Annotated in this window: 27 protein-coding genes and 6 pseudogenes; 22 read left to right on the top strand and 11 right to left on the bottom strand. The window is 41.9% G+C overall.

Annotated elements, in window-relative coordinates:
• Both UYI_RS0115185 and UYI_RS0115180 read left to right on the top strand, forming a co-directional pair.
• Nucleotides 1-394: glutathione S-transferase family protein (locus UYI_RS0115185; RefSeq protein ID WP_016867501.1), on the top strand; the 394-nt coding region annotated here is incomplete at its 5' end.
• A 114-nt stretch (nt 395-508) separates the two neighbouring features.
• Entirely contained in the window at nt 509-1,375 is an 867-nt protein-coding gene (locus UYI_RS0115180; RefSeq protein WP_016867500.1) for a CmcJ/NvfI family oxidoreductase, read from the top strand.
• A gap of 18 nt (nt 1,376-1,393) precedes the next feature.
• Here the strand turns inward: UYI_RS0115180 and pyrE are convergent, their stop codons facing one another.
• The 4 genes from pyrE to UYI_RS32700 all read right to left on the bottom strand — a co-directional run bounded on the left by pyrE (nt 1,394) and on the right by UYI_RS32700 (nt 5,173).
• Nucleotides 1,394-1,912 carry an orotate phosphoribosyltransferase gene (gene pyrE, locus UYI_RS0115175; protein WP_016867499.1) on the bottom strand — a complete coding sequence of 173 codons (519 nt, stop codon included), beginning with the start codon at nt 1,910-1,912 and terminating at the stop codon, nt 1,394-1,396.
• 196 nt (nt 1,913-2,108) lie between these two features.
• The gene (locus tag UYI_RS38045) at nt 2,109-2,267 is read right to left on the bottom strand and encodes a hypothetical protein (protein ID WP_016867498.1); all 159 of its coding nucleotides are present in this window, start codon (nt 2,265-2,267) and stop codon (nt 2,109-2,111) included.
• 36 nt (nt 2,268-2,303) lie between these two features.
• Nucleotides 2,304-3,260, bottom strand: a complete 957-nt coding sequence (locus tag UYI_RS0115165; RefSeq protein WP_016867497.1) for a sulfurtransferase — start codon at nt 3,258-3,260, stop codon at nt 2,304-2,306.
• A gap of 452 nt (nt 3,261-3,712) precedes the next feature.
• On the bottom strand, nt 3,713-5,173 hold the full coding sequence (locus tag UYI_RS32700; protein WP_016867496.1) for an amidase: 1,461 nt from the start codon (nt 5,171-5,173) through the stop codon (nt 3,713-3,715).
• Between the two features lie 231 nt (nt 5,174-5,404).
• Here UYI_RS32700 and UYI_RS0115155 point away from each other — a divergent pair, with 231 nt between their 5' ends.
• From UYI_RS0115155 to UYI_RS0115130, 6 genes are all read left to right on the top strand, one after another.
• Nucleotides 5,405-5,710: a DUF1932 domain-containing protein gene (locus UYI_RS0115155; protein WP_071588842.1), complete on the top strand. Its 306-nt coding sequence runs from the start codon at nt 5,405-5,407 to the stop codon at nt 5,708-5,710.
• 21 nt (nt 5,711-5,731) lie between these two features.
• Nucleotides 5,732-6,682: a zinc-binding dehydrogenase gene (locus tag UYI_RS0115150; protein WP_016867494.1), complete on the top strand. Its 951-nt coding sequence runs from the start codon at nt 5,732-5,734 to the stop codon at nt 6,680-6,682.
• A 23-nt stretch (nt 6,683-6,705) separates the two neighbouring features.
• Entirely contained in the window at nt 6,706-7,353 is a 648-nt protein-coding gene (locus UYI_RS0115145) for an HAD family hydrolase (RefSeq protein WP_016867493.1), read from the top strand.
• 35 nt (nt 7,354-7,388) lie between these two features.
• On the top strand, nt 7,389-8,189 hold the full coding sequence (locus tag UYI_RS0115140) for an SDR family oxidoreductase (RefSeq protein ID WP_016867492.1): 801 nt from the start codon (nt 7,389-7,391) through the stop codon (nt 8,187-8,189).
• Between the two features lie 51 nt (nt 8,190-8,240).
• Nucleotides 8,241-8,564, top strand: a complete 324-nt coding sequence (locus tag UYI_RS0115135; RefSeq protein WP_146007650.1) for a hypothetical protein — start codon at nt 8,241-8,243, stop codon at nt 8,562-8,564.
• Nucleotides 8,565-8,786: 222 nt separating this feature from the next.
• Nucleotides 8,787-9,431 (top strand): sulfite exporter TauE/SafE family protein, encoded by a 645-nt coding sequence (locus tag UYI_RS0115130; RefSeq protein ID WP_016867490.1) that lies wholly within the window; start codon nt 8,787-8,789, stop codon nt 9,429-9,431.
• Between the two features lie 325 nt (nt 9,432-9,756).
• Here UYI_RS0115130 and UYI_RS40200 read toward each other — a convergent pair.
• A pseudogene (locus UYI_RS40200) lies at nt 9,757-9,990 on the bottom strand (hypothetical protein); the annotation flags it as partial.
• Between the two features lie 487 nt (nt 9,991-10,477).
• Here UYI_RS40200 and UYI_RS0115115 point away from each other — a divergent pair.
• From UYI_RS0115115 to UYI_RS0115100, 5 genes and pseudogenes are all read left to right on the top strand, one after another.
• Nucleotides 10,478-11,095, top strand: coding sequence for a hypothetical protein (locus UYI_RS0115115; protein WP_016867487.1), 618 nt, complete (start codon nt 10,478-10,480; stop codon nt 11,093-11,095).
• 69 nt (nt 11,096-11,164) lie between these two features.
• Nucleotides 11,165-11,341, top strand: a pseudogene (locus tag UYI_RS36195) (cadmium resistance transporter); the annotation flags it as partial.
• Between the two features lie 398 nt (nt 11,342-11,739).
• Nucleotides 11,740-12,105: pseudogene (locus UYI_RS32695) on the top strand (cadmium resistance transporter); the annotation flags it as partial.
• A gap of 1 nt (nt 12,106) precedes the next feature.
• A pseudogene (locus UYI_RS32690) lies at nt 12,107-12,475 on the top strand (pentapeptide repeat-containing protein); the annotation flags it as partial.
• 472 nt (nt 12,476-12,947) lie between these two features.
• Nucleotides 12,948-13,340: a carboxymuconolactone decarboxylase family protein gene (locus UYI_RS0115100; protein ID WP_016867484.1), complete on the top strand. Its 393-nt coding sequence runs from the start codon at nt 12,948-12,950 to the stop codon at nt 13,338-13,340.
• Here UYI_RS0115100 and UYI_RS0115095 read toward each other — a convergent pair whose 3' ends face one another.
• Together UYI_RS0115095 and UYI_RS0115090 are read right to left on the bottom strand one after the other, a co-directional pair.
• Nucleotides 13,341-13,898, bottom strand: a complete 558-nt coding sequence (locus tag UYI_RS0115095; protein ID WP_016867483.1) for an MOSC domain-containing protein — start codon at nt 13,896-13,898, stop codon at nt 13,341-13,343. It lies immediately after the preceding gene.
• Nucleotides 13,899-14,227: 329 nt separating this feature from the next.
• On the bottom strand, nt 14,228-16,393 hold the full coding sequence (locus UYI_RS0115090) for an FAD/NAD(P)-binding protein (protein WP_016867482.1): 2,166 nt from the start codon (nt 16,391-16,393) through the stop codon (nt 14,228-14,230).
• A gap of 380 nt (nt 16,394-16,773) precedes the next feature.
• Between UYI_RS0115090 and fosX the strand changes: the two genes are divergently transcribed.
• Entirely contained in the window at nt 16,774-17,181 is a 408-nt protein-coding gene (fosX, locus tag UYI_RS0115085) for a FosX/FosE/FosI family fosfomycin resistance hydrolase (RefSeq protein WP_026085963.1), read from the top strand.
• 133 nt (nt 17,182-17,314) lie between these two features.
• Here the strand turns inward: fosX and UYI_RS0115080 are convergent, their stop codons facing one another.
• A complete protein-coding gene (locus UYI_RS0115080; protein WP_016867480.1) occupies nt 17,315-18,322 on the bottom strand; it encodes an Mrp/NBP35 family ATP-binding protein in 1,008 nt (335 codons plus the stop codon).
• Nucleotides 18,323-18,439: 117 nt separating this feature from the next.
• Here UYI_RS0115080 and UYI_RS38975 point away from each other — a divergent pair, with 117 nt between their 5' ends.
• Nucleotides 18,440-18,613, top strand: coding sequence for a 2-oxoglutarate and iron-dependent oxygenase domain-containing protein (locus UYI_RS38975; protein ID WP_016867479.1), 174 nt, complete (start codon nt 18,440-18,442; stop codon nt 18,611-18,613).
• Nucleotides 18,614-18,629: 16 nt separating this feature from the next.
• Nucleotides 18,630-18,740: pseudogene (locus UYI_RS38970) on the top strand (2OG-Fe(II) oxygenase family protein); the annotation flags it as partial.
• A gap of 90 nt (nt 18,741-18,830) precedes the next feature.
• Here the strand turns inward: UYI_RS38970 and UYI_RS38965 are convergent.
• The 3 genes from UYI_RS38965 to UYI_RS32675 form a co-directional block, all read right to left on the bottom strand.
• A complete protein-coding gene (locus tag UYI_RS38965) occupies nt 18,831-19,286 on the bottom strand; it encodes a hypothetical protein (protein ID WP_235147953.1) in 456 nt (151 codons plus the stop codon).
• A gap of 8 nt (nt 19,287-19,294) precedes the next feature.
• Entirely contained in the window at nt 19,295-19,882 is a 588-nt protein-coding gene (locus UYI_RS32680; protein ID WP_102204882.1) for a transposase, read from the bottom strand.
• A 185-nt stretch (nt 19,883-20,067) separates the two neighbouring features.
• Nucleotides 20,068-21,693 (bottom strand): SulP family inorganic anion transporter, encoded by a 1,626-nt coding sequence (locus UYI_RS32675; protein WP_016867478.1) that lies wholly within the window; start codon nt 21,691-21,693, stop codon nt 20,068-20,070.
• Here UYI_RS32675 and UYI_RS34135 point away from each other — a divergent pair, their 5' ends adjacent.
• From UYI_RS34135 to UYI_RS0115035, 6 genes and pseudogenes are all read left to right on the top strand, one after another.
• A complete protein-coding gene (locus tag UYI_RS34135) occupies nt 21,694-22,362 on the top strand; it encodes a ComEC/Rec2 family competence protein (protein ID WP_146007562.1) in 669 nt (222 codons plus the stop codon). It abuts the gene before it with no gap.
• 4 nt (nt 22,363-22,366) lie between these two features.
• Nucleotides 22,367-23,203 (top strand): ComEC/Rec2 family competence protein, encoded by an 837-nt coding sequence (locus UYI_RS0115055; protein ID WP_016867476.1) that lies wholly within the window; start codon nt 22,367-22,369, stop codon nt 23,201-23,203.
• A gap of 39 nt (nt 23,204-23,242) precedes the next feature.
• A complete protein-coding gene (locus UYI_RS32665) occupies nt 23,243-23,479 on the top strand; it encodes a response regulator (RefSeq protein WP_016867475.1) in 237 nt (78 codons plus the stop codon).
• 189 nt (nt 23,480-23,668) lie between these two features.
• Complete coding sequence (locus tag UYI_RS0115045; protein ID WP_016867474.1) at nt 23,669-23,989, top strand: ArsR/SmtB family transcription factor; 321 nt, start codon at nt 23,669-23,671, stop codon at nt 23,987-23,989.
• Nucleotides 23,990-24,009: 20 nt separating this feature from the next.
• Nucleotides 24,010-24,606 (top strand): annotated as a pseudogene (locus UYI_RS32660) (uroporphyrinogen decarboxylase family protein); the annotation flags it as partial.
• Nucleotides 24,607-24,759: 153 nt separating this feature from the next.
• The gene (locus UYI_RS0115035) at nt 24,760-25,068 is read left to right on the top strand and encodes a carbon dioxide-concentrating mechanism protein CcmK (protein ID WP_016867472.1); all 309 of its coding nucleotides are present in this window, start codon (nt 24,760-24,762) and stop codon (nt 25,066-25,068) included.
• Nucleotides 25,069-25,200 lie beyond the last annotated feature (132 nt).

The raw sequence follows: 25,200 nt of genomic DNA, 5'->3' as shown, positions 1-25,200 counted from the left end.
CTACTACGCTAACACTCGCTTAGTACCAGCATTTAACAAACTTCTACGGTGTCAGGATACTCAAGAACAAGAACAGGGACGACGAGAATTTACAGAATCCCTCTTGTATATTGAGCAAGAAGGATTAGGTAAGCTGTCTCATGGTCAGTATTTCTTAGGGGATAAATTTAGTCTAGTTGATATCAGCTTCTATCCCTGGTTTGAACGTTTGCCTGTGCTAGAACACTTCCGCAAGTTCACATTACCACCAGAAACACCACGTTTGCAGCAATGGTGGAATACTGTGCGCGATCGCGAATCAATTCAGGCAGTTGCCAATCCTACCAGCTACTATATAGAACGATTCACCAAGATTCTTGGTGAACCTACTCCGGTTGGTGCTGGTCAAAAGTAAGGTGTGGGGAGTGTGGGGACAAGGGAGACAAGGGGGATGCTTAACAACCAACAACTAACTACTAACCACCAACAATTAACAAACAACCAACAACTAACCAACATGGTATGACCTATGAGTGCAGATAGCCAAGTTCTAGATAGACCGATTTACGAAGATTTGCCTTATGTGGAGGCTAATCTCAATTACCTAATCCCAATGGCAGAAAAACCTGTCAACTACACCTATGAACCACCACCAGGAATACCGAGATATAGCGGGAATTATCAGACATACAAACTCCCAATCCGTAATGCTCGTTCTATCTCACAAAATATCTCTCTAGATCGGGAAGGTTTCGCGTTCACTGAGCATCATACCAATGTGCGCGACTTTTATGATGAAGATGAAATACGTAATGTTTATTACCCGGAAGCTGAGCAATTATTAAAAGAGGTGACGGGTGCAACCAAGGTAGTGATATTTGACCATACTCTGCGTAATTTGCAACGATTCAAGCAGGGTGAGAATGGGATTAGGGAACCAGTTAAGCGTGTACACAATGACTTTACTGCCAAATCTGGCTATACGCGGGCGCGTTTGGAATTAGCGGCGCGAGGAATAAATGACATTGACAGGCTATTGCAACAACGGTTTGCAATCATCAACGTTTGGCGGGCGATCGCACAACCAATTCAAGAGTCACCATTAACGGTGTGTGATGCCCAAAGCATAGCACCAACAGACTTGGTAGCTAGTGACTTAGTGTATCGCGATCGCGTCGGCGAAACCTATGCAATCACATACAACCCAGGACATCGCTGGTTCTACTTTCCGCAAATGCACAGAGAAGAAGCGTTATTCATCAAGTGTTTCGACTCCGCAGAAGATGGACGGGCAAGATTTGCAGCCCACACTGCTTTTGAAGATCCGACCAGCCCACCGAATGCACCTCCACGGGAAAGTATAGAGTTGCGGACGCTTGTGTTTTATCCTGGATAGAAAAATTGCTCAGATTAATTAGGAAAAGTCACTGCGTTTGAATAGAGAAAGGAGTGTGATACCTTCTGTTAGGAGTTTATCAGCAGCGCCTTCTTGTCGATCAATAACGCAGAGTGCGTAATCAACTTGAGCGCCAAGTTGGCGAAGTTGGCTTACTGAGATTGTGATTTGACCGCCAGAGGTAACTACATCTTCAATAATCAGCACTTTTCGATTATTAATCTGAGTACCCTCGACTAAACGAGCGGTTCCATAATTTTTTGCCTCTTTTCGGACAAAAGCAGCAGGTAAACCAGAGTAATGTGATAAAAGCGTAACAATTGAAATAGCACCCAGTTCAAGACCTGCGAGTACGTCAATGCTACTTGGAATGAGAGCAACCATCTGCCTGACAATAGAATCAAGTAGGACAGGATCAGCCTCGAATTGATACTTATCAAAGTATTCGTCTGCTATTTGTCCAGAACGTAGCTTAAATGACCCAGTAAGATGTGAAACCTCGTAAATTTGCTTTGCTAGTTCGATATTATTCTTCACACCACTTGACTATGAGTATAAAAAGTAATTAGTAAGCAAGTGGCGTGATAAATCTAAAATAGTGCAAATAGATGAAGTTTGTATTAGACGCTGTTAGCGCCAAAAAACTAAAATCTAATGTACAAGTTTAGCTATGTCACGCCAGCAGGGTGTGTTACGCTATCGCTAACACAGATAATGAATGTAAGTTTTTGGATTAAGCTCCTGAGTGATCGCTTGCAGAATTTACTGGTGGCTTATCTTTGCTCCTTCTACAACTTACCAAGCTTTCTTGCTCCATATTGTTAGCCGCAAGTACATTTACTGCTCCAAAGGTTGCAATTGCTGCGGCGATTACTAGAATTGCATATCTCATGATATTTCTCCCTCTGTTCAAAATTCTGTCAGCAATTTAGGTCACTTTCTCATCTCCGGTAGCCACTGGTAGATCCTTGTGAGCGCTGTACTCAGTCCAAGAACCTTCATAAATCCTGACTTTGGGATAATTAAGAAGATGTTTTAAGACAACATACTGTAATGTTGCTTCTCGTCCTGTGCTGCAAGAGATGATGATGTCATTCGATGGACTAATCTTCTTATCTGCAAGAATTTTCTTAATATCCTCTAAAGGTTTGAGTTGATGAGGATTTTGAGCATCCATAAATGTCACCCAAGGAATATTCCGCGCCCCTGGAATATGACCGTTGCGTACCCAGATATTCTCCTCACCCCGGAATAATTTCTCTGGTCTGGGATCAATAAAAGTGACTCCTGATTTGCCAATCAGCTTTTTGACTTCATCTAGAGTCACACGAATTGAAGCATTATCTCGAACTGTGAATTTACCTACTGTATATTTGGGAAATTCTTTAGTTACTGGTTGAGAAGCTTGATAACCTGTGTAGCCACCATCTAGTACAGCGATATCCTGCAATCCAGAACGTTCTAGCAAATAAGCAACCATAGTTGCACCTAAGACATCTTTGTCATCTGAATAGACAAGGACACGGCTATTATTGGTTACTCCTGAATTGGCAAAGATTTGTCCTATTTTTTCATTATTCCAGTACTGTACAGGTAGACCTTCTTTCGGCCCCCGGAAAGCAGTATCAGCAATATTCACAGCATTAGGAAGATGTCCTTCAATGTAGTCAAGAGGAAAGTTACGCACATCCAATATCCGCAGATTAGGGTCTTTGGAATGTTCAGCAACCCAGGCTGGTGTAACGAACTGAATTTTAGTACCAGAATTGGCAGAAAATGCTGAAAAAGGTAATAAGGGAATAATTACCAGAAAAGCAAAAAAAACTGCTCCCAAGACAAAGAACTTGGTTTTTTTAAGCCTTGCCAAGAGATATTTCAATTTCATAGTTATGCTCCTTGCTGTTCAATATACTCTTGATTGAACCAGCCAAAATTGGCTATCTAAAATCTCGCACCAGTCCACCAAGAAATAAATTCTTGGCTTAAAGCTCGACTAAGCTAAAGCTTAGTGAATATACATTTGAGTCCGTTTTAACTGACTTGGGCTATAAGCCTGATAGAAACCCTCTAAGTGGCTACTCTAAGAAAAGGTCTACGCCCTTTCAGTTCAAGGCGTACTCAGGGAAAGATGCAAGAGCTAATCTGTGCAACTTTTAGAAAAAGATGCATGAGAATAAATCTACTGTAATTTGGTCGGAGATAAGTATTTTGTACAATGTATAATAACATTTCATGTATATCAAAGAAATACACAAGCTCTGAAATTGCAAAAATTTTATCTATTAATATCTTGTATTTTTTGGATAGACTTTTTCGATATTTTGTCTAAGTTCTCTTTCAAATAGGGACTTTTGTATCAGATTGATGGTATAATTCAAGCTGATTATTCTCAGCTTGAAAATATTTGGAAATATTTTTGTTTCTTTCTAAAGGCATTATAAAAGGAGAAACGCTTTCGTAAGCTTTAGCTGCTTGCAATACTAGTAAATCTCTGTATTTTGCAGCGACAATTTGCATACCTACAGGCAAACCATTTTTGGTGAAGCCACAAGGAACAGATGCAGCAGGTTGTTGAGTAAGGTTGAAAGGATAAGTAAATGGCGTCCAATCTTGATTTTCAATAGGTCTATTTTGCCCGATAGGAAAAGCGACTACAGGCAAGGTGGGAGTAATCAGCAAATCATAGTTTTCGTGAAAGCGTTGCATGTGCCTTCCCAAAGCCTCACGAGCATCTTGGGCGCTGAGATATTCTGATAAAGTGATGCGATCGCCTTCTTTGGCAATATCCCGCAAGCCTTGTTCAATTAAAGCTTGTTGGTCTGGATTAAAGCCACGCAGTAACTTAGCTGCACCAGCTTGCCATAGGGTTTGAAAAATACTGCGGGGATTAGTAAAACCTGGCTCGACTTCTTCAACAACCGCACCGAGTTTGGCAAAAACATCAACTGCGGCTTTGACTAAGGCGGCTACTTCTGAATCGACATCAGCGTAGCCAAAGTTAGGACTGTAAGCAATTCGCAGTCCGGCTACACCTTTACTTAATTCAAAAGTATAGTCTTGTTTGTTATCTGGTAGTGCATACCAATCACGGATATCAGGACGAGCAATGACATTCATCATTACTGCCGCATCGGTGACGGTACGAACCAGAACACCAACATGAAACAGAGTTCCAGTATGAGCTGATGGATAACCAGCAACACGTCCAAAAGTCGGTTTGAAACCAAATACACCTGTTAACGCCGCAGGTGTTCTGGATGAACCACCACCATCTGTACTGAGATGGAGTGTTCCCATTCCCAACGCAGCAGCAACAGCAGCTCCACCGCTACTACCTCCGGGAGTCAAGTTAGTATTCCAAGGATTGCGGGTGATACCAGTCAGGGGACTATCGGTTACAGCCTTCCAACCAAATTCAGAGGTTGTAGTTTTTCCTAGTAGTATTGCTCCCTGTTCACGTAGACGAGCTACCGCAGGCGCGTCTTCTTCCCAAGCTTGATTAGGGGCGATCGCTTTGCTACCTCGAAGCGTTGGCAAACCTCTAGTTAAAAGTAAATCCTTGACGGTAAAGGGTATACCGTCTAGCAAACCATGTGGATTTCCATTCAGCCACCGAATTTCGGAAGCACGGGCTTCAGCAAGAGCAGTCTTTTCATCAACGATCGCAAATGCGTTGACTAGGCTATTGTAAGTATTGATCCGTGCTAGGGCTGCTTTGGTTGCTTGTGTTGGTGACAACTGGCGATCGCGATATAGCGACAAGAGTTCAGAAACAGAGAGATCAGCAATTTTGCTCATATTTCAAAAATTCCGCTTTGCGAGTCATTAAATATAGCTTGCTTCCTTGGAATAATTTGTGATAAGTTTTTACCAATAAAATACTGTAATGCTATCAATTTACCGTAGTTTAGCTTCTAATTCAATCACTAAAATCGGCGTCTTGGCTAAAAGCTAAACACAAGTACAATCAAGCTTTTCATGCAAATCCAAACTGTTGGTATTTTAAGTCCAGGTGACATGGGGTAGGCGATATTAGATGAGGAACTATGGAACGAAGTATCTACTAGTCAGCCAGCGCTTGCTAGTATACTCACCCGCTCCATTGCATCCATGACACCAAAAGCACATCGTTGGATAGGGGAAATGGAAGAAATTGCAGAAACCTTTAAAGAATTAGGTCTGAGTGAACACATCTTTCACGGAGCAGCCGATGTTTACCGCCTAGTAGAACAAACTTCCTTGGGTAAAGAAACATCACAAGAGTGTAACCGCGATCGCCCATTGAAAGATATTATTGCTACTCTTTTCCAAGAAGATATATCAAACAACCTGTAACCTGATTCAGATATTTTCAAGATGAGTAAAATACGTGCTGTTGTAGTTGACCCCAACCTATCGGGGCGTTTAGCAATAAGTGATGTTGATGCACCTACCCCGGCTGCGAATGAAGTTGTTGTTAGGGTAGCAGCAATTTCCCTCAACCGGGGTGAAGTCAGACGTTCTACCACCGCCGAACCAGGTTGGCGACCAGGTTGGGACTTAGCGGGTGTTGTAGAAACCCCGGCTGCTGATGGTTCAGGACCTGCTGCTGGGACACGAGTCGTCGGTTTACTCCGTTCTGGCGCTTGGGGAGAATTGGTATCAGTACCAACCCACTCATTAGCAGAATTACCCGCGTCAGTCTCCTTTGCTCAAGCTGCTACCTTACCCGTAGCGGGTTTAACAGCCTATCATGTCCTGCTCAAAGGTGGTTCACTTTTAGGTCGTCCGGTCTTAATTACAGGTGCATCTGGTGGTGTTGGTAACTTTGCTATTCAATTAGCACGCCTCAGCGGCGCACAAGTAGTAGCACATATCCGCAGTCCGGGACACGAATCTTTTGTTAAAGATGCTGGTGCTAATTATGTAGTCATTGGTGAAGATTTATTACCTGCAAGCCAGTACGCTCCCTACCACTTGATTGTCGAGTCAGTCGGTGGAAACACCCTGGGAACAGCCCTTGGTTTATTGGCAGAAGATGGGACGGTTGTTTTGTTTGGTACTTCAGGTGGAAACGAGGTGACATTTAATGCTCAACGCTTTTACGGGACTGGTGGTGCAAGTTTGTATGGTTTGATTTTGTTCCACGAACTGAGACGAGAATCAGCAGGTGTGGGACTGCAACGGCTTTTAGGTTTAGTAGAAACAGGTAAATTGCGTCCTGCCATTGAAATTGAAGCTGACTGGACACAAATAGCTGATGTGGCACAGAAATTGTTGGATAGAAACTACCTTGGTAAGGCGGTATTACATCTTGCAAATCTCTAAGTCAGCTAATTTTTTGTTGATTCATGAACAAATTTAATTTAGTTATTTTTGATTGTGATGGTGTTCTTGTAGATAGTGAACGAATCGCAAATGCTATTTTTTTGGAAATGCTCAAGGAAATAGGGCTATTTCTGACTTTAGAGGATATGTTCAATATTTTTGTTGGCAAATCCACAGCTATGTGTGTAGAAATAGTCAAAAATATGCTTGGTAAAGCTCCACCAGATAACTTTGCTAATGAATTTGAGCAACGAACAATGCAAGCTTTCATGACAGACTTGCAGCCAGTGCAGGGAATACATGATGTTTTAAGTAAGTTCAAACTTGCTTATTGCGTTGCCTCAAATAGTGATCATAAATGGTTACAGAAAGCTTTAGGCCAGACCAATTTACTTCCTTACTTTTCAGGAAAAATATTTAGCGCTACAGAAGTTGCACGTAGTAAACCACATCCAGATGTATTTTTATACGCAGCTGCAAAGATGGGGTTTTCTCCAAAGGAATGTGTGGTTATTGAAGATACACCAACGGGTGTGACGGCTGGGGTTGATGCAGGGATGACAGTATTTGGTTATGCAGAATTGATGAACCCGGAAAAACTACAAGCAGTTGGTGCATCTGTTGTGTTTGATGACATGAAATTATTACCCCAACTGCTTGAAACGCTTTAACTATTAGTATTTGAAATTTTTGAGGAGAATTTTTCATGAGCTTAGAATTACAATTATCAGGAAAAACGGCGATTGTCACAGGCGGTAGTGCAGGGATTGGATTAGCGATCGCTAAAGCTCTCTACACTGAAGGAGTAAATGTAGTCATTGTTGCCCGTAATCCCGAACGACTAGAAAAAGCAGTAGCTGATATTCAGTCTCTACCAACATTAGGGGCGAAAGTAATTTCTGTTAGCGCTGATCTTACTCAAGGCGAAAGTATTGAGCGGGTAGTCTCCACAACTCTGGGACAATTTGGTCAGATTGATATCCTAATTAATAACGCAGGTTCAGCGCGTGCAGGTTCTTTCTTAGACTTAGGTGATGATGCTTTTTTGGATGCTTGGAATCTAAAATTACTAGGCTACATTCGTTTAGTGAGAGCCGTTGTCCCCCATTTCAAAAGTCGGAATGATGGACGAATTGTCAACATAATTGGTGGTGCTGGACGCACACCTCGTCCTAGCTTCCTTCCTGGTGGTACTACTAATGCTGCTCTGTTAAACTTTACACGTGGTATTTCTAAAGAACTAGCTCAGAACAATATTCGCATCAACGCCATCTCACCTGGTTTGACTGCAACTGAACGTGCTGAAAGTTTGGCAAAGCAAAATGCTCAAGCTCGTGGTGTGAGTGTAGAAGAAATTAAAACGGAATCTTTACAAGCAATTTCTTTGGGTAAAATCGTCAAGCCAGAAGAGATTGCGGCGTTGGCTTTATTTTTAGTTTCTGATCTTGCTGCTTCGATTACTGGTGCAGAGATTCTTGTTGATGGTGGACAAACGCCTGGTGTTTAAAGAGCGATCGCTTATTGAGATAACTTAAACAATGCCAGAACCTATCAAAAATTGCAAGCTATCATGGCTGGCTATGGTTATCCTTTACCCCGTTACGGTGCAACAGAACCAGAAGTTTTGGATATTTTACGCGAACAAGGCGCAACTTTAGAAACAGTTATTGCAGCTAGATGGCAATATGAATTGACTGTAGGCAAATTGATCGAACACCATCAAAACAAGGTTTCTCGTCATACTTGGCATCTTCCGGATGATGTTTTTGCTCGTGTTATTCAAGATTTACGGGATTGGTCGATGCAACGTTACGGCTCTCTAGATTATGATTTGTCTGGTGAAAGAAAGTTCAAAATTATTGTAGTAACAAACTGGGCTTGATAATAGCTCTTGGTCTTATTTGTGGATAGCGATCGCCAATAGTTTATGTTCATTGAAGATGCTAAAAATCCATTACAACATCTTTTTTTTACCTACTTATTTGTTACCAATAATGATTTTTTAATAAAAAGTTGGTATTGTTTACTCATATTTTATGATTGCTAATTGATTAAATAATTACTAAAATAAGTCTTAAATACTTATAAAAAACAAAATAAATTTGTGGAGATTTTGCAGGTACTGATTCTTGCTGGCATTTTTTTTGTAGCTAGCATTATTAGCGTGATTGCTGGTAGTACATCTCTCATTACTGTGCCTGTCATGCTGGAATTTGGAATGGAACCGCGTATTGCGATCGCTACCAATATGTTTGCATTAACTTTAATGAGTATTGGTGGAACATTACCTTTTATTGGCAAAGGAGTAATTAACAATAGACGTTTGCCATTACTAATTTTATTAACTATAGCAGGTTCTATTTTGGGAGCATTACTTGTACTGATTTTGCCCTCAAAATCCATGCCACTGATTATTTCTGTTTCAATGCTAGTAGTGGCTATATTATCAGTTATTAATCGTCATGCTGGCGTAGCTCCAGTCCAAGTTATTCCTCTACGTCTTGCAGAAATTGCAGGCTATGTAGCTACTTTTTTACTTGGAATTTATGGTGGTTTTTTTAGTGGTGGTTATGTGACTCTACTGACAGCAGCTTATGTCATGCTATTTCGGATGTCATTTGTAGAAGCGATCGCAACTACTAAAGTTATTAATGTATTTTCATCCTTTGTAGCCACTTTGATTTTTATTCAACAAGGAATAGTAGATTACCATTTAGGAATAATTCTTGGTATTTCTATAATCAACTAATGCAACAACCATTAGGACAAATTAGATTAGACCAACTAAGACAACAACAAAGACAACAAATGGATATATTGAAACAACAACAACAACTTCAAAAACACTAAGAAATTTATAACGGTTAACTATATTGGTTTGGTTTACTCGAATGACACAAGAGGTACAAGCAATATTTCAAATTTCTCTTTAATAAACAAAATGATTGGGTGCGCTTCATAACCGCACCCTACGACAATTACAGAAAATATTATTGCGGTTGGCGTCTTTTATACTAAATGACAATAAAGACAGGGTTTTGAGACTTCTCGTCAAAAGTCAGAGTCAGGGGGCGATCGCTAAGTTGGAGTTTTTGCAATCTTTCAATGGCTTGGCTGATGTTTTGGGTAGGATTGAATTCTGCAAAAGTTTGATGATATTTTTCCGAGAGAGTTTGCAGATTAGCTGCAATTAGCAACTGACTCGCCGCAGGTTCTGCAAATGGTAAGTCGTCATTCTGCCAAACTTCCTGCGCTGGTGCTTTAATTTCTGGTATGAGGGTACTGGCTAGTTGAATATCTAAACCGCCTTCTTACTGCAATTCATTCATTATCCATCGAAATAGAAATTTTTTTGCTACTGCTAGTTTTGGTCTTTTTAGAGGCTGCTTTATCTGCTGTCAACGTGATCGCTTTGGCTGCGATACTCCCAAAGACTAAAAGACAAACAGCAAAAAGTAAGGACTGTTGAAATTTAACTCGTCAGATTGAGCTAACACAGGCATAGGTTTTGGCAAGCGATCGCATTAATTTATGAATAATGAGGTAGGTGGTCTTGGTGCGGAAATATACTTGGGTAAGTTTTGCAAACTTCCATTACTTCTGATTATTGTTTCAAAAAAAAATTACGTTTGATTATCTCTGCGAGAAGACTTAAGGTAAAACTAAGGTTTTCAATGGACTCAGACATAAACAACAGCAGACAATTCTCCCGTTAACACAAACTCATCTAAACCTCAATTATTAAGTCTGCGTGAAAGTTTGCCGAAAAATCTCTAGTTTAAGAGGAGAAACATTATGAGACTTCTGAAAGTTGCGTTTGCGATCGCAGTTTTATTTGTTAATTTACTTATTGCTCAACCTTCCTGGGCAGATAAACCCAAGTTTAGCAAAAACCCAGATTACATTGAAGTCACAAAAACCATCAAGGAACTGAAGAAAAGTGCTGAGGGTACGATCCCCGCAAATGTGCAACGCCAAATTGATGAATTAGAGTTTCAAAAAGCAGCAATAGAATCAGGTATCGCTTGGGGACAATGTCGCAATGAAACTGGTGGTAATCTAGCAATCTACGGTAATGCTGGTGAAGAATCGGAAGAATCTGAGAACAGCAATCAACTTTACTTTTTGGCAAACGGACAAACCACACCAGATCAATGGGATTGTCAAGGTGTTTATCTGCCTAGTGATGTGAAAGTTGCAGGATTGGATAAAACTGGTGCTGTTGCAATCAGGATTATGGATGGTACACAACTTTTAGTCAAGAAAAACCCAGATACTTCGGAATTAGAATTGAATATCCCTAACGCCAAAGTTGTCAAGCCCAGTGATCAGGATTGGTTTATCCCAAATGTATCGCAAGCTTTTGTTGATTCTCGCATTCCCAATACATTGACTAGTGGAGATAATGGCTAAATTTGAGTTTTTTACAAAGATAGTGAGTTAATTTTCTCGGGGAATTACATAGGACTGGAACTGATATAAATTTCGATTTTAGATATTGAAATCCTCAATTCTAGTCCTGTTTTCACACTAGATGATATTGTGGTTCTGCTACTGTTTTTCTCGCAGGTGAGTGCAACTTTCCGACATCAGCACATTGTTATCGGACAGTATCTCGGTTTTACCGCACTCGTGCTTGCTAGTTTGCCTAGTTTCTTTCTAGTGCTTTCATAATTAAAAATTATTCTCCCGTTTGTACGGTTATCTTTGTGGTGAATCGCTGTTTCTACACCATGTCAAAAGTCAGATAGCGAGTCTCTGACTAATTTTTACATCTGTGATTTAGAGTTGTTTTGGTGATTGTCTGCTTTGATTGACCATTATTAGTAGTTATTTAATAAAAACTATTTATTATTTTCAAAAAAAAGAATATTTGCTTTTATTTGGCTGAAATCATAATATTGAGAACAAGCTAAGTTGTTAAGAAAAAACTCAAATTTCGATTAATAGCGATCGCACCGAAATAAAAACAATTCAACTATCTCCTGAACTGCCCTCACTTCTTAGGAGCAGATAAGGATTAAAGAAGTAATTTTGAACCTTTGTGAGCAAAAAACATGAGTTGGCTAATTGGTACTTTAATTATTGGCATCTCTGCCGCTTTTGCAACCACCTTTGACGACAATATCTACTTGACCGCTTTTTTTGGAAAAGTCAATCATGTCTTTCGTCCTAAGCACGTTATTCTTGGCGAATTTGTTGGATTTACAGCATTAGTACTTGCTAGTCTTCCTGGTTTCTTCGGTGGTTTAGTTCTTCCAGAAGCTTGGGTTGGATTGCTAGGCATTCTGCCAATTATGATTGGTATCAGTAATCTCATGAATCGAGATGACGATGGTGACACGATACAAAATGTGTCAGTTAAGTTTAGTAATTCAGTCAAACCTAGACGACGTAAACAATCATTATTAGCTACTCTACGTTGAAGCACAACTAGAAAGAGTAAACCTGCTGGGAGCGAATTTAGAAGGTGCAAACTTACAAAAAGCAGAATTAGAAAAGGCAAATTTACAGGGAACCAACCTACAAACAGCTAATTTGCAAGGAGTAGATTTAAGCAAAGCAAACCTCTCTGGAGTAAATCTCTCTGGAGCAAACCTATATGATGCAGATTTAGAGGGAGCTAATTTGCAAGGAGCAAATCTCTCTGGAGCAAATCTACAGAAGGCGGATTTACAAAAAACAAATCTCACAACAGCGAACATAGAAGGAGCGAACTTGCTAGGGGCTGATTTAGAAGATGCATTCTTACCCCCAGGAATCGCGGCTCAATATCAGTACCAATATCACTAAATTAAAAGTGTGTAGCTACGTTGTGAAATAAATAAATGTTTAAGCCAGGGAGCAATCCCTGACTTATTTTGTATTAACGTGAGTTCGATATATTTCAGAGATAATTTATAAAGTAAACCTTAAATTGTAGGGTGCGTTATAGCAACGCTTAACGCACCATCTTTCTCGGTGCGTTACGGCTAATCCTCACTTTCTCAAACTCCGAAATCCTTGCATAGCCGTAACACACCCTACTTAATATTGACTTTATAAATAAGCTCTCATTAGTCCGATATTCCGCCCTCAAATAAATTTGGGGCTAATAACCAAAACCCACTTCAAGTGGGTTGAAAAGCTTATTCAATTAGTCTACTTTTGGTAGACTTCGTCTATTAGCCCGTACTTTACTTGCGCTCAAGTGATTGTTTAGTCTGACAATATTTACCGAACTCACGTTAAATTACTGATAGGAAAAACTCACTAAAGTTGAAATATGACTAAGCTGATTGAATACGAACACAGCAGCGAAGAGGTACGTGCAATATATGATGACATCCGTGCCACTCGTAAAACTGATGAGATTAATAACTTCTGGAAAGCCATAGCTAACCATCCCCCTACCTTACAACGAACTTGGCAGGCGGTCAAGGAAGTAATGACTAGTCCTGGAGAAATTGATCCCCTGATGCGCGAGTTAATTTACATCGCTGTGAGTGTGAGTAATGGCTGCGAATATTGCATCGCTTCACACACAGCAGCAGCCTATAGTAAAGGTATGAGTGATCAGATGTTTGGTGAATTAATGGCGATCGCTGCTACTGCAAATATGACTAATCGCCTCGCCAACGGCTATCGGATTCCGGTAGATGAACGCTTCAAAACCTAGTTAAAGACAACAAACAAGATCCCCAACCCGAATCACACCGGGTTGAACAACCTTAGCATTGATGCCACGCAGACGAAGTTGTTTTCCCACAGGTGAATTAACAAATTTCATCGCATCTAACCCAAAACGTGCCACGAATTTTTTACAACCGTTATGAGGTTGATTAGTAACTTCAATCACAGCCGAACCGACAGCCAATTGGATTCCTGGTGGTAAATTTTCAGCGCTCAGATCCATATCGATAAAAAGCTGATCCCCTGCCAGTTGCCATCGATTTTTATCCTGCGCTACAAGGGCAATCACACGGGAATTCATGATATTTAGTTGCATATCAGGATGAGACGAGCCATCAGATGTACGAGAACTGCCACGGGTTCTCCAATTATCACCTACGAGACCTTCTAGGAGATCAAGTTCACCTTCTTCCAAGACCTCTCGCTCACCATTTTGCGGTCGTCGTACAATCAACTCTAACACGCCCTTATCTTTGGGTGACTGGCGGATCTCGTCTAAGCTTGCTTGCAACTCTTCCATTGTCAAATGTTTTACATCTACCATTATTCACCCCATTATTGACACAAATAATTTTGCCCTCAGTAAGCTGCGATTGGAGGAAAACCGAGTATTTCTAAAATTGATTTACGTAAGATTGTAAATTGAATAAGCAATATAAAGTTTTTTGGCAATTGTCTAGATTTTGATTTGGTTAACGTAGACGCCCCCAAGGGCGGCTTCCCGTAGGGTACACCGATGTAGACGCGCTCATAGGCTTAAGACAGGGTACACAGATACACACCGATAAATTATCTGTGTTCATCGGTGTGCATCTGTGTTCGCTTTTAAAAACATGATTGTTGCCATAGTTTTAACTCACATTAGGCGTGACTTCAAATTTGATAATCCAACGTCACTAAAACTTTGCCACCACGCTGATTTGCAGGTACAGCCTCCGACATATTTTTCGGGTAAGGCAAGTTCAAGTTATTCATCAGTTCAATAAACTGGTTACGACTGCGTCCAGCAAACCGGGGATTCCAACGCTTTTCCTCACCAATGGTAGATACTGTACGTCCTTGATAGTCATGACCAGGATATACCAATGTCTCATCTGGTAAAGTGAATAGCTTTTGAGTGACAACATCATACAATAATCCAGGATCACCATTCTGAAAGTCTGTACGACCACAACCCCGGATAAATAATGCATCCCCAGTTAACAGATGAGTACCATTGACTAGGTAAGCCATGTGACTGTCGGTGTGTCCAGGAGTAGCGATCGCTTCAATTTTGACACTTCCCAAGTGTAATATCTCTCCATCAGCAATGTAGCGGTCTACACGAGCAGTACCAGCATTTTCAGGTACAACACTTAGACAACCCGTGAATTGTTCGAGTTGAGCACCTCCAGTAATATGATCAGCATGAATATGGGTTTCTAGGCAATACTGTAGAGTTAAACCCAGTTCCCGTAATATCTCAAGGTCACGTTCTACCTGTTCCAATACAGGATCTACTAGGATTGCTGCTTTTGTCTTTGGGTCAGCAATTAGGTATGTATAGGTACTCGATTCCTGATCAAACAGTTGACGGAATAGCATAGGCAACTCCCTTGAGGAATTTCCACTCAACCAATCTCTAGACATAGCGTAGGATACAGAATTGACAGGTTTCAGTAACTCCCGTGCCAAATCCCTAGCCTGAACCCGAATTTCCCCAACAGCAGTTGTTTCCCAAAGGTTGCCTTTGCGGGGTGTTCCGAGTGTATACAGTAGTTCGGAAATATTTCCTTTTGCATCAATTACAGCACCGTTAACAGCAGTGTCAATACCAATTCCCAAAGGATGAGAACGCATTAGCCGTTGTTCTTGCAAGCTAGCAATCAGTGGGTGTTGCAAAGACCGATAGTTACAGTTGGAACCTGTACAGTTGATAATTCGGTTTACCTGCAAAGTGATATCTTTGTGGGTTTCTCGCTCACGGATAGTTACATTTACTCCCTGATTAGATTCCTGACAACTGTGAATCCTACCTCCATAATAGTTCAGTTGACCAGAGTGCATGAGAGTATCTAGCACCTCGGCAATTTCTACAGCAATTCGATGGCGGTGAACTTCCCAATAAGCCTTGACATGGCGCAGGAATCGCTTTTGTTCTAAGATTGGCAGTGCTTGCCAAAGTTGTTGTGTGACTGGACGCAAAGCATCAATTACTGTTCGCCAATCTTGTTCTTGCGTAGCTGCTTTGTTTACTTCTTGACGTACTAGATGAACTAAACCCCGTGCTGTTTTCGGTGCAGTCTCTAAGTTAATAAATGCTGGATAGGGGGTTGTGGGTTGATGACACTGGGGTGTCAATCCATGACGAGAAACAGCATGGATTTTGCCTCGGAATCCTTGCTGATGTAAAGCCACAACCGCATCAACCATTGTCAGTCCAGTTCCCACCAATAGAATGGCATCTTCAGGGTTGAGGTTAGAGATTGCATCACTAGACCAAGCATCTTTAACGTAGGGGTTATTGTTACCTAAAGCAGTGATTGCTTGGGGTAGAGATGCTGGGAAGTTACCCAAGGCTAATACAGCTTTTTGTACTTGCAAACACTGACTTTCACGCAGGTATACTTTGACATTATCAGTTGTGGTTTCGATCGCGATCGCTTCATCGCAAATCCTCTCCAACCGTACATCAGCCGCAGCATTTACCTCAGCTTCGTGCAAAACTGCCTGGATATAATCACCGTAAATCTTACGTGGTACAAAGGTAGATGCTGTTACTTCATGGTATCCATTTGTATGTAACCAATTTAAGAAGTGATTCGGTTCATCAGCAAATGCACTCATCTTACCTGCTGGCACGTTCAGCAAATGACTATCGACAGTTGTACTGTATGCAACTCCCTTACCTATTTCTGGCTTACGTTCAATCAACTTTATAGTGAGTGGTGTGGTTGCATTTCGCATCAAATTTGCTGCAACAAGAGTTCCACTCAAGCCGCCTCCAATAATTGCGATCGCGCGGGGGGAAAAGTTTCGATGCAAAATATAGTTATACATAAGTTAGACAAAATAAATTAGTTGCTATATAACTACAAATTTATGTCAAAAAATTTCTTATCTTATATCTATCTGAGGTGCTTAAATATAAATTTAATCTAAAGTCTACTTAGACACTTGAAAAAGTGGGAATTAAACTTGAGTCTTCAATTCTCTAAATTTACAGAGTCAGTATTTGAAGGCTCTATTGACTCAAAGCTATATTACACAAGTATTTGAAATTTTTTAATTTAATTTTTGTCAACTAAATCGATGTAAATAGCGTTGTTTGCAAATAACCTGTGATTAACTAATTGGAAGGTAAAATATACTCATCCAAGTGTCAATTTTTCCTAACAAATTCAACTGAAGTCCGAGAATTTCATAGGATATGAGGACAAATGATTCAAGGAATAAGCCATATCACATTCATTGTCAGGGATTTGGAGAAAATGACGAAGTTTCTCACATCCATATTTGACGCCAAGGAAATTTATGCTAGCGGTGAGCAAACTTTCTCAATGTCTCAAGAAAAGTTTTTTCTGATTAATGAATTATGGATTGCGATTATGGAAGGTGAGAGTTTAATAGATAAAAGTTATAATCACGTGGCTTTTAAAATAGCTGAAGAAGATTATGAAACTTATGCCACCAAAGTTAGAAATTTGGGAGTAGATGTCAAGGAAGATAGAAACCGTGTGGAAGGTGAAGAACGTTCTTTATATTTTTATGACTATGACAATCATTTGTTTGAGTTGCATACAGGAACTTTGGATCAGCGCTTGCAAAGGTATCTAAGCGCAAAATAAATGCGATCGGACAAATTATGCCTATCTTCCTCAAAGAATTTCTGCGAAAAATGGAATTATTTATGTTTAATCATAAAAATATCTTATAGGTATTTTGTAGTATTGCTAAATAATCTCATTAAGGTTGTTTGCATCAGGTAAAAGTTGCCCCTATCGCGCTTGCAATTTGCAGGAAAACTTTACCAGCAACAGATGTAGAGTCGGAAACTGTAATCGGACTTCCTGTGTCACCGCCACTAGATATACGGGGATCAATAGGAATTTGTCCCAGCAGAGGCGCTTGTAATTCTCCTGCAAGTTGTTCACCGCCACCACTTCCAAAAATCGGTGTGCGTGAACCACATTCGCCACAGATTAAATAACTCATATTTTCTATAATTCCCAAGACAGGAACACCCACTTGGCGAAACATATATATGTTACGTCGTACATCTGCGATCGCCACTTGTTGCGGAGTCGTCACCAAAATAACCCCACATATAGGACTTTCTTGGATGATTGTAATTTGAGCATCACCTGTTCCTGGCGGTAAATCAATCAATAAATAATCCAATTCGCCCCATTCCACATCTTGCAGAAATTGAGTGATAATTTTGTGCAACACTGGCCCTCGCCATGCCAAAGGACGGTTTGTTTCTGCCAGTAAACCCACTGACATGAGTTTAATTCCTTGAACTTCTAGCGGCAAAAACTTCTCACCTGTAGGAGTTTGAATAACTTGAATATCAGCTTGTCCCAAACCCAACATTTGCGGTACATTCGGTCCGTAAACATCAGCATCAAGTAACCCAACTTTTGCACCTTGTAATCTCAAAGCTGCGGCTAGATTCACGGTTGTTGTGGATTTGCCGACACCACCTTTACCGCTAGAAACTGCTAAAGTTGTTTTGACACCAGCAATTGTGCAGAGTTGAATGTAAGTTTTTTTGCACCAAGATAGAGATGATAGTACAGATTGAATTTCTGCTTGTAATTGATGTTGATGACAACCGATGTATAAACGTAGATAAACATAGTCATTAACTATGCGTAAATTTCGTACCATTCCCAAACTCACGATGTCATTTTTGAGAGTGGGTTCAATGACTTGTTTGAGGAGTCGAACAACTTCTTGCTGACGGGAATCGGGATTTGGTTGCATCTTGTTTTTTGGGTAATGGAAGGGTTGCTATCAAATCTCGCACCTATTCAACTAATATGTGCGCCATAATTCTTGTTAGATGAGCGTAATACCGCGCACAACGAGGAGGATAATAACATGAAAATCTCGCCAGTTGTGAATGAAGGCTTTTCACGGGTTCCGATCATTGATATTAGCGCCTTGGTTTGTGGAACTGATGAACGTTATACAGTCGCCTCTCAAATTGGGGAAGCGTGTCGCGAGTGCGGGTTTTTCTATTTATGGTATTTTGACTATTCTGAAGCAGGATGATTCAGGCGGATTGCAGGTGAAATCAAAATCAGGCTGGATTGCTGCGCCTCCTGTTCCCGGTTCTTTTGTGTGTAATATTGGCGATATGCCAGATAAGATGACGGGAGGATTGTATCGTTCTACACCACATCGGGTTCAGAATTTGTCGGGATGCGATCGCCTTTCGTTCCCCTTCTTTTTCGATCCTAATTTCAACGTTGAAGTGAAGCCGATTAAATTAAGTGGAGTGGTAAATGATGATCACAAAGAACGCTGGGATGGTGCTAGCGTTCATGCTTTTCGCGGAACGTATGGCGATTATTTGTTGAGTAAGGTGTCGAAGGTTTTTCCAGAGTTGCGGCGGTCGGTTTTGTAGGGATTTTGCATCAACTCTTTGATTGATTAAAGCCATAAAATTACTCCATGATTTTGTCAATAAACTTACTAACAATGTGAGGTCTTTAGTAGCTCCTTCTCCATCTTGGGCGATCGCTAACACTAACTCATGGGCATGAGAAAATTCTTTGTGAAGTAGTTGAGCTTGATAAATATCTGTGCGAATCTGCTCAACAGTCTCACTTTTTTTGAGAAATTTCTCTGGTATCAATGAATAGTCAATTTTTTCTCCATACTTACGATGGCACTTACGGTGCTTGTCTGGATTTTCATAAGGAATATACAATGCACCAATCACAGCGCATCTTACAAAGAGCGCTGCAAACCGAGTTGCACAGCCATAACTACAGTGCTTTCATTCCCAAAATGACCATCTAATACCAAGTAGGTTAGTGGTAAAAATTTACCCAGTTTTTTGAGTAAATCCTGAATCAGACAACGAATACGTAGAAGCTCTGAGTTAAGAGATACTTCTTTTTTATCTTTATTTTTACTTCCCTTTGGTCGCCCACGTTTCTTTTTGGGAATTTCTGGCTCTGTTTCTACTTGCGGTTTTTCTGTCTCTTGTTTTAAGGTTTTCGCCGACTGTGCTTTTTGCTTTATTACCTGTTCAATACTAATAGGAAATGCTCTCCTTTGCTCAATGCTCACTAAGGACAATGCAAAAAATGATAATCCCAGTATCGACTTATCATACAAAGAAGAAAAAAATCGCTCGATGCCATAACTTTTCTTTCCTGCTTTGCTTACTACTACTTCATCTCCTGCTAATAGATATGTTTCTTTTGTGCAAAATATATGTTCTCGAAAAAATACCCAAAACAACATTGCCCAAGGTAGTGAAAAAGCAAAAAAACGTTGTATCGTTCGGTAGCTTCCTCCTTTCCCACTAATAAAGCGATATGCCCAACATCGTTATTCTTCCACTCCGAAGCCAGCATTGCTGATATGATTAGGCTCCAACGTCTCAAAGTTGTTCTTGTTGTATATCGTTGCAAACATTCCAACAGTGCTAACCAGAGTTAACAGGGTTACTTTTTCTGCTGACATACCGCCTCCCCCTTCAGAATTTAGAGAACTTAGGCAACTAATTCTTCCGATCGCAGGTTTGAAGCCAAGCCTCGTTTGCAGGCTTCTAAATCAGGGTTTAACGCACAAATAGCAGCATCCGTGGTTTCAAAGCAGTTTTCTCGCCCAATTTTGTCAAGCAAGCCACTGCGCTCTAAAAGCTTATGAACTTCAGGTTGCAAGCCACTGAGGAGTAAGCGACAATCATGCCGTTTCAGATCGTGGTAGATATCTTCCATTGCAACAAGTCCCGTCGTGTCCATATTGGGTACAAACCGTAGCCGCAGAATCAGGTACTTGACTTCAGGTTCATTCCGCAAGAAGGTGACAAAGCGTTCAGCCGCCCCAAAAAATACAGGACCATCAACCCGATAAACGGCAATTTGCTTGCTCAATTCCAGGGGCACACCGGGTGGAAATGCCTCGGTTTCGGGAACTTTACCCAAACTCAAATCACTCATGCGCTTGATGAACAACGCCCCGGCTGCAATCAGCCCCACTTCCACTGCCAGTACGAGGTCAAAGAAAATGGTGACTGCCCAGGTGAGGATCATCACTGCAAAGTCAGAATAGGTAGCTCTAACTAATAGTCCGATCGCCTCCCACTCAATCATCCGCACACTCGTCACCATCAAAATGCCTGCCAGCGCTGCCAGGGGCACTTGAGCCGCTAGAGGCGCTAAGGTGAGCACAATCATGGCGAGAGCAAGCCCATGAATCACACCCGATAGTCGGGTTTTGCCACCCGATCGCACATTCACGGCGGTGCGTGCGATCGCCCCGGTTGCTGGAATGCCGCCAAAGAAGGGCACTATCATATTGGCTAAACCTTGACCGATCAACTCGCGATCGCTGTCGTGCTTTTCGCTCACCGTCATGCCGTCGGCGACTACCGCCGACAGCAACGATTCGATACTGCCCAATGCTGCCAACGCTAAGGCTGGATTAATCAGTTCTCGAATCAGCCCAAAATCATTCCAATGGGGAATTGATTGCGGTAAGGGTAAAGATTGAGGAATCGCACCAATGGTGGGGACATCGAGATGCAAAAAAGACGCGATCGCCGTTGCTAAAACCAAACCCACTAGGGAACCCGGTATGGTCGTGGTAATCCGCGCCCAAAACAGCTTAATGACAATCACCACCGTTGCCAAGCCAACCGCCGCCCAATTCAACCCTTCTAGATGCATGACGGTCTGCCACAATCCGGGCAGAAAATGTTCGCTACGGGGGAGTTGCAGCCCAAAAAAGTTATTCAACTGTCCGCAAAAAATAATCACCGCAATGCCATTGGTAAAGCCTGCGGTCACGGGATAGGGAATAAATTTCACTAACCGTCCCAGTTTGGCAACCCCCAGAGCAATCTGGATGATGCCTGCCATCACCCCAGCGATCCACACCTTCTCGATGCCATACTTGGCGACAATGCCTACCAGGATAACCGCCATTGCTCCCGTTGGCCCCGTTATCTGGACGGGAGATCCACCAAAAACAGCAGCGATAATTCCAGCAACGATCGCAGTGTAAAGCCCTGCTTTCGGGTCTACCCCACTCGCAACTGCAAACGCCAGAGCAAGGGGTAAAGCAACCACAGCCTGATTGGGCACTCTTTCAGTAACTGCTTCACAATCGATCATTTGCTGGTCAATCCATCGATCGATCGCGACAGTTTACCTGAACTGGTTGTGCGGAATTTCCAGACAATCAATTCGCTTAAGTTCCTGAATGATGCCTGTCAGCGCTGTAGTTCTGTGGAACGCACTGTTCAGCTAGGGGATATAGAACTTTCCTTCTTCTGGAACACCTATCCAGAGTTTCTAGATTTCTCTAATCTCAGCCTAGTCACGTTTCTATCCTCTAGAGGAATCAATATGCTCTTTCCTGGAAATCTGAGAGCAGAAGGTTGGCGCACTCTATTACGGAACTCTAAGTTTCGGGAACAGCTCCGCCAAGTCAATGTGCTAGTTGCCTCTAATCATGGGCAAGTCAATGGCTACTGTTCAGAAATATTTGACTATTGCAATCCTCATTTAATCATTCTTTCCAATCACGATTGTCATCAGGCTTCTCCCAGCGCCGTCCGTCAGTATGAACAACAACTGCAACGGGTTCAGAAATCAAAACAACCCAGACTGCTGACAACTCGTAATGCTGGAATGATTACGATTCAACAGGCATCATCAAACAATCCTGCACAAGTAATAACTGAGCGATCGAGGGTGTATCAGTTGCAACCGGCTGAAGTCTATCAGGTAGAAGCCAGAATTTCAGGTAATGCACAACGCAAGCTATTTCATTTGGAGTAATAAAATGTTAGACATCAAAATTTTTGACGTTGACGAAGGGTTCTGTGCTGCACTGAGTACGGGCGATCATCATACCATTCTGATTGACTTCGGTTACAGTACTCGCAGTGGATTCAATCCTTCCCAGCACCTCTTACAACAGCGCTGTACTTCACTAGACTGCATGATTGTCCCTGCTTATGGTGAAGAACATCTTGCAGGTCTTTCTAACTTCTTGAGACAAACGCTCATCGACGGGCTAGCCGTTCATTTCTTAGTGGCAAATCCCTCCCTTGCCGCCGAGCAATTTCACGAATTAGATCTAGCGAATCAACGGTTTAGCAATGTGTTAACCACAGACCAGAATTCGCGCTGTCCCAAAGTCAGTCAATCCATGAAAATTCATGGGATCGATTTCTCTTTTTTCTGGAACGATCAATCAGACTTTCAAGATGCTCACAATCTCAGCTTGGTCACATTTGTATCCTATCGAGATATCAAAATTGTTTTCCCCAGCGATCTAGAAGTGGAGGGGTGGAGGGCACTGCTCAAGGATGATGATTTTTGCAACCGTCTGCGGCATGTCAATATGTTTGTTGCGGCAAATCACGGGCGAGAGGAAAGCTACTGTCCTGAAGTGTTTGATTACTGTAGACCCGAAATCATTATTATCTCCAATGAATCAAACCAACGAGTTTCGCCAACTATGTTGAATCAATATCGGAAACATGCCAAGGGCTGTTCAGAAAGCGTTTGTAATCAAAAACTGTTGACGACTTACGATGATGGAACTATTACGATTTCAAAATGCTTGGATCGGTTACGGCAAGTGCAAACACAACGGAAAGCCTATCAGCACTAGTTTTTGTTTAATCAAGTGAGGTTTGACTGCAAGTAGCGTATGAAAACAATTCTAGTCGTTGAAGATGACGAATTGCTCCGTAAGCTTTTCTCAGCTATTTTACTGGGGGAAGAGTACAACGTGCTAGTAGCTAAAGATGGGTTGGAGGGTTTGCAGCTGGCGATCGCCCATAAACCTGATCTCATTCTTTCAGATATTGAAATGCTTCGACTCAATGGCTATGAGCTACTTGAGAAACTTCAGCAGGATCTTGATCTGGCAATGATTCCGCACTGAACCCGAAAGGCTGCAACTTCACCAGCAACCGGATGCTAGTCATTTGAAGCAGTGGCAAGAGTTCATCGAGCGTGTCAGTCAAGAACTCGATACTCTAAAGCCTCCTGTTTAGATCAGCTTATTCGTTGTATATGCAAATCGCATAATGTTAATCTAACTGAAAAGCTCTGAAGATAGTCAGATAATCAAATGCCCTTTAAAGCCAGCCATTTTAAAGCCGATCTGTTTAAGGTGTTGTCTAACCCGGTGCGGATTCAGATTCTGGATGCTCTGCGAGTAGGAGAACGCAGCGTGAATGATATCGCAGAGTGGCTGGAAGTCGAACCCTCATCCATATCTCAGCAGTTAGCCGTTTTGCGGAGTCGAAACCTGGTTACTAGCCGTAAGCAAGGGAACTTTGTGTTCTACTCGATTCGTGATCCTGCCATTTTTAAGATTTTGGATGCCGCCCTGGAGGTATTTAACAACCATCTAGTTGATGTGCGAGATGCCTTAGAAAAGTTGGAATAAGACCCATTGAATTAAATTGTATGACCTTGACAACCTCTCTCGATCGCAGTTCCCAGATCAATAATGGCGATCGCCTATTATGGGCGGCTCGAAATGAACCCATCAATCGTCCGCCAGTCTGGATCATGCGGCAAGCGGGACGTTACCTGAAAGCCTATCGCAATCTACGTCAGAAATATCCATCCTTTCAGAAACGCTCTGAAACGCCTGATTTGGCAGTGGAAATTTCCCTTCAACCCTTCCATGCCTTCAAGCCAGATGGGGTGATTATGTTTTCCGATATCCTCACCCCCTTACCTGGGATCGGCATTCCCTTCGAGATTATTGAAAGCCAGGGACCCATCCTCCGACAACCAATTCGGTCTCAAACTCAGGTCGACGCTCTAACACCGCTGGAGCCGGATGTCACATTGCCGTTTGTTCGCCAGACTTTGAACACCCTTCGCTAAGAGGTAAAGGGGCAGGCAACTGTTCTAGGTTTTGTGGGTGCTCCCTGGACGCTAGCAACCTATGCCATAGAAGGAAAAAATTCGCTCGATTATAGCTTGATCAAAAGCATGGCGTTTCGGGAGCCTGCACTATTGCATCAGCTATTGAAGACCCTGGCAGAGGCGATCGGCAGAATTGAACGTTCAATGTAACGAACGGAGAACTTTGAAAAATACAGCAACTTATCGATCACCATAAAGCAGGCTTGCTTCAAATTTGATCAGCAACAGCGATCGCCTGCTTATCTATCAACAAAAAGAAAACCAAATAGGAGAATGTTCATGTCAATTGCTGTTGGAATGCTGGAAACTCATGGTTTTCCTGCTGTAGTCGAAGCTGCCGACGCTATGGTTAAAGCGGTTCATGTCACCTTGGTTGGCTATGAAAAAATTGGTAGTGGTCGTGTCACAGTAATTATCCGGAGCGATGTTTCCGCAGTCCAGGCTTCCTTAACTGCTGGCATTGCCTCTGTTGAGCGAGTCAACTGCGGTCAAGTGTTGTCCACCCATATCATTGCTCGTCCCAGCGAGAACCTGGAATACGTCCTACCTATTCGCTATACCGAGGCAGTGAGTCGCTTTAGAGTGTAAAAGATTCAGAGAGTCCATTGCAAAACCAAACAACTGAATCTCTGACTCAACTCAAAGCCCAAATCGTGACGACCAAAGACAAATGCCCCAACTGAGGGGGTGACAAGGGGGATGTAACTTAGGCTTGGCTTG

It is taken from the genome of Fischerella muscicola PCC 7414 (assembly GCF_000317205.1).
Taxonomy (GTDB): Bacteria; Cyanobacteriota; Cyanobacteriia; order Cyanobacteriales; family Nostocaceae; genus Fischerella; species Fischerella muscicola.
This window is presented reverse-complemented; position numbering and strand designations above follow the sequence as displayed.

What these genes read in the sequence shown, in the direction of transcription:
- UYI_RS0115180 (WP_016867500.1), top strand. Translation starts at nt 509, where the DNA reads ATGAGTGCAGATAGCCAAGTTCTAGATAGACCGATTTACGAAGATTTG.
- UYI_RS38045 (WP_016867498.1), bottom strand. Translation starts at nt 2,267, where the DNA reads ATGAGATATGCAATTCTAGTAATCGCCGCAGCAATTGCAACCTTTGGA.
- UYI_RS0115165 (WP_016867497.1), bottom strand. Translation starts at nt 3,260, where the DNA reads ATGAAATTGAAATATCTCTTGGCAAGGCTTAAAAAAACCAAGTTCTTT.
- UYI_RS32700 (WP_016867496.1), bottom strand. Translation starts at nt 5,173, where the DNA reads ATGAGCAAAATTGCTGATCTCTCTGTTTCTGAACTCTTGTCGCTATAT.
- UYI_RS0115150 (WP_016867494.1), top strand. Translation starts at nt 5,732, where the DNA reads ATGAGTAAAATACGTGCTGTTGTAGTTGACCCCAACCTATCGGGGCGT.
- UYI_RS0115145 (WP_016867493.1), top strand. Translation starts at nt 6,706, where the DNA reads ATGAACAAATTTAATTTAGTTATTTTTGATTGTGATGGTGTTCTTGTA.
- UYI_RS0115140 (WP_016867492.1), top strand. Translation starts at nt 7,389, where the DNA reads ATGAGCTTAGAATTACAATTATCAGGAAAAACGGCGATTGTCACAGGC.
- UYI_RS0115115 (WP_016867487.1), top strand. Translation starts at nt 10,478, where the DNA reads ATGAGACTTCTGAAAGTTGCGTTTGCGATCGCAGTTTTATTTGTTAAT.
- UYI_RS0115100 (WP_016867484.1), top strand. Translation starts at nt 12,948, where the DNA reads ATGACTAAGCTGATTGAATACGAACACAGCAGCGAAGAGGTACGTGCA.
- UYI_RS0115095 (WP_016867483.1), bottom strand. Translation starts at nt 13,898, where the DNA reads ATGGTAGATGTAAAACATTTGACAATGGAAGAGTTGCAAGCAAGCTTA.
- UYI_RS0115090 (WP_016867482.1), bottom strand. Translation starts at nt 16,393, where the DNA reads ATGTATAACTATATTTTGCATCGAAACTTTTCCCCCCGCGCGATCGCA.
- fosX (WP_026085963.1), top strand. Translation starts at nt 16,774, where the DNA reads ATGATTCAAGGAATAAGCCATATCACATTCATTGTCAGGGATTTGGAG.
- UYI_RS0115080 (WP_016867480.1), bottom strand. Translation starts at nt 18,322, where the DNA reads ATGCAACCAAATCCCGATTCCCGTCAGCAAGAAGTTGTTCGACTCCTC.
- UYI_RS38975 (WP_016867479.1), top strand. Translation starts at nt 18,440, where the DNA reads ATGAAAATCTCGCCAGTTGTGAATGAAGGCTTTTCACGGGTTCCGATC.
- UYI_RS32675 (WP_016867478.1), bottom strand. Translation starts at nt 21,693, where the DNA reads ATGATCGATTGTGAAGCAGTTACTGAAAGAGTGCCCAATCAGGCTGTG.
- UYI_RS0115055 (WP_016867476.1), top strand. Translation starts at nt 22,367, where the DNA reads ATGTTAGACATCAAAATTTTTGACGTTGACGAAGGGTTCTGTGCTGCA.
- UYI_RS32665 (WP_016867475.1), top strand. Translation starts at nt 23,243, where the DNA reads ATGAAAACAATTCTAGTCGTTGAAGATGACGAATTGCTCCGTAAGCTT.
- UYI_RS0115045 (WP_016867474.1), top strand. Translation starts at nt 23,669, where the DNA reads ATGCCCTTTAAAGCCAGCCATTTTAAAGCCGATCTGTTTAAGGTGTTG.
- UYI_RS0115035 (WP_016867472.1), top strand. Translation starts at nt 24,760, where the DNA reads ATGTCAATTGCTGTTGGAATGCTGGAAACTCATGGTTTTCCTGCTGTA.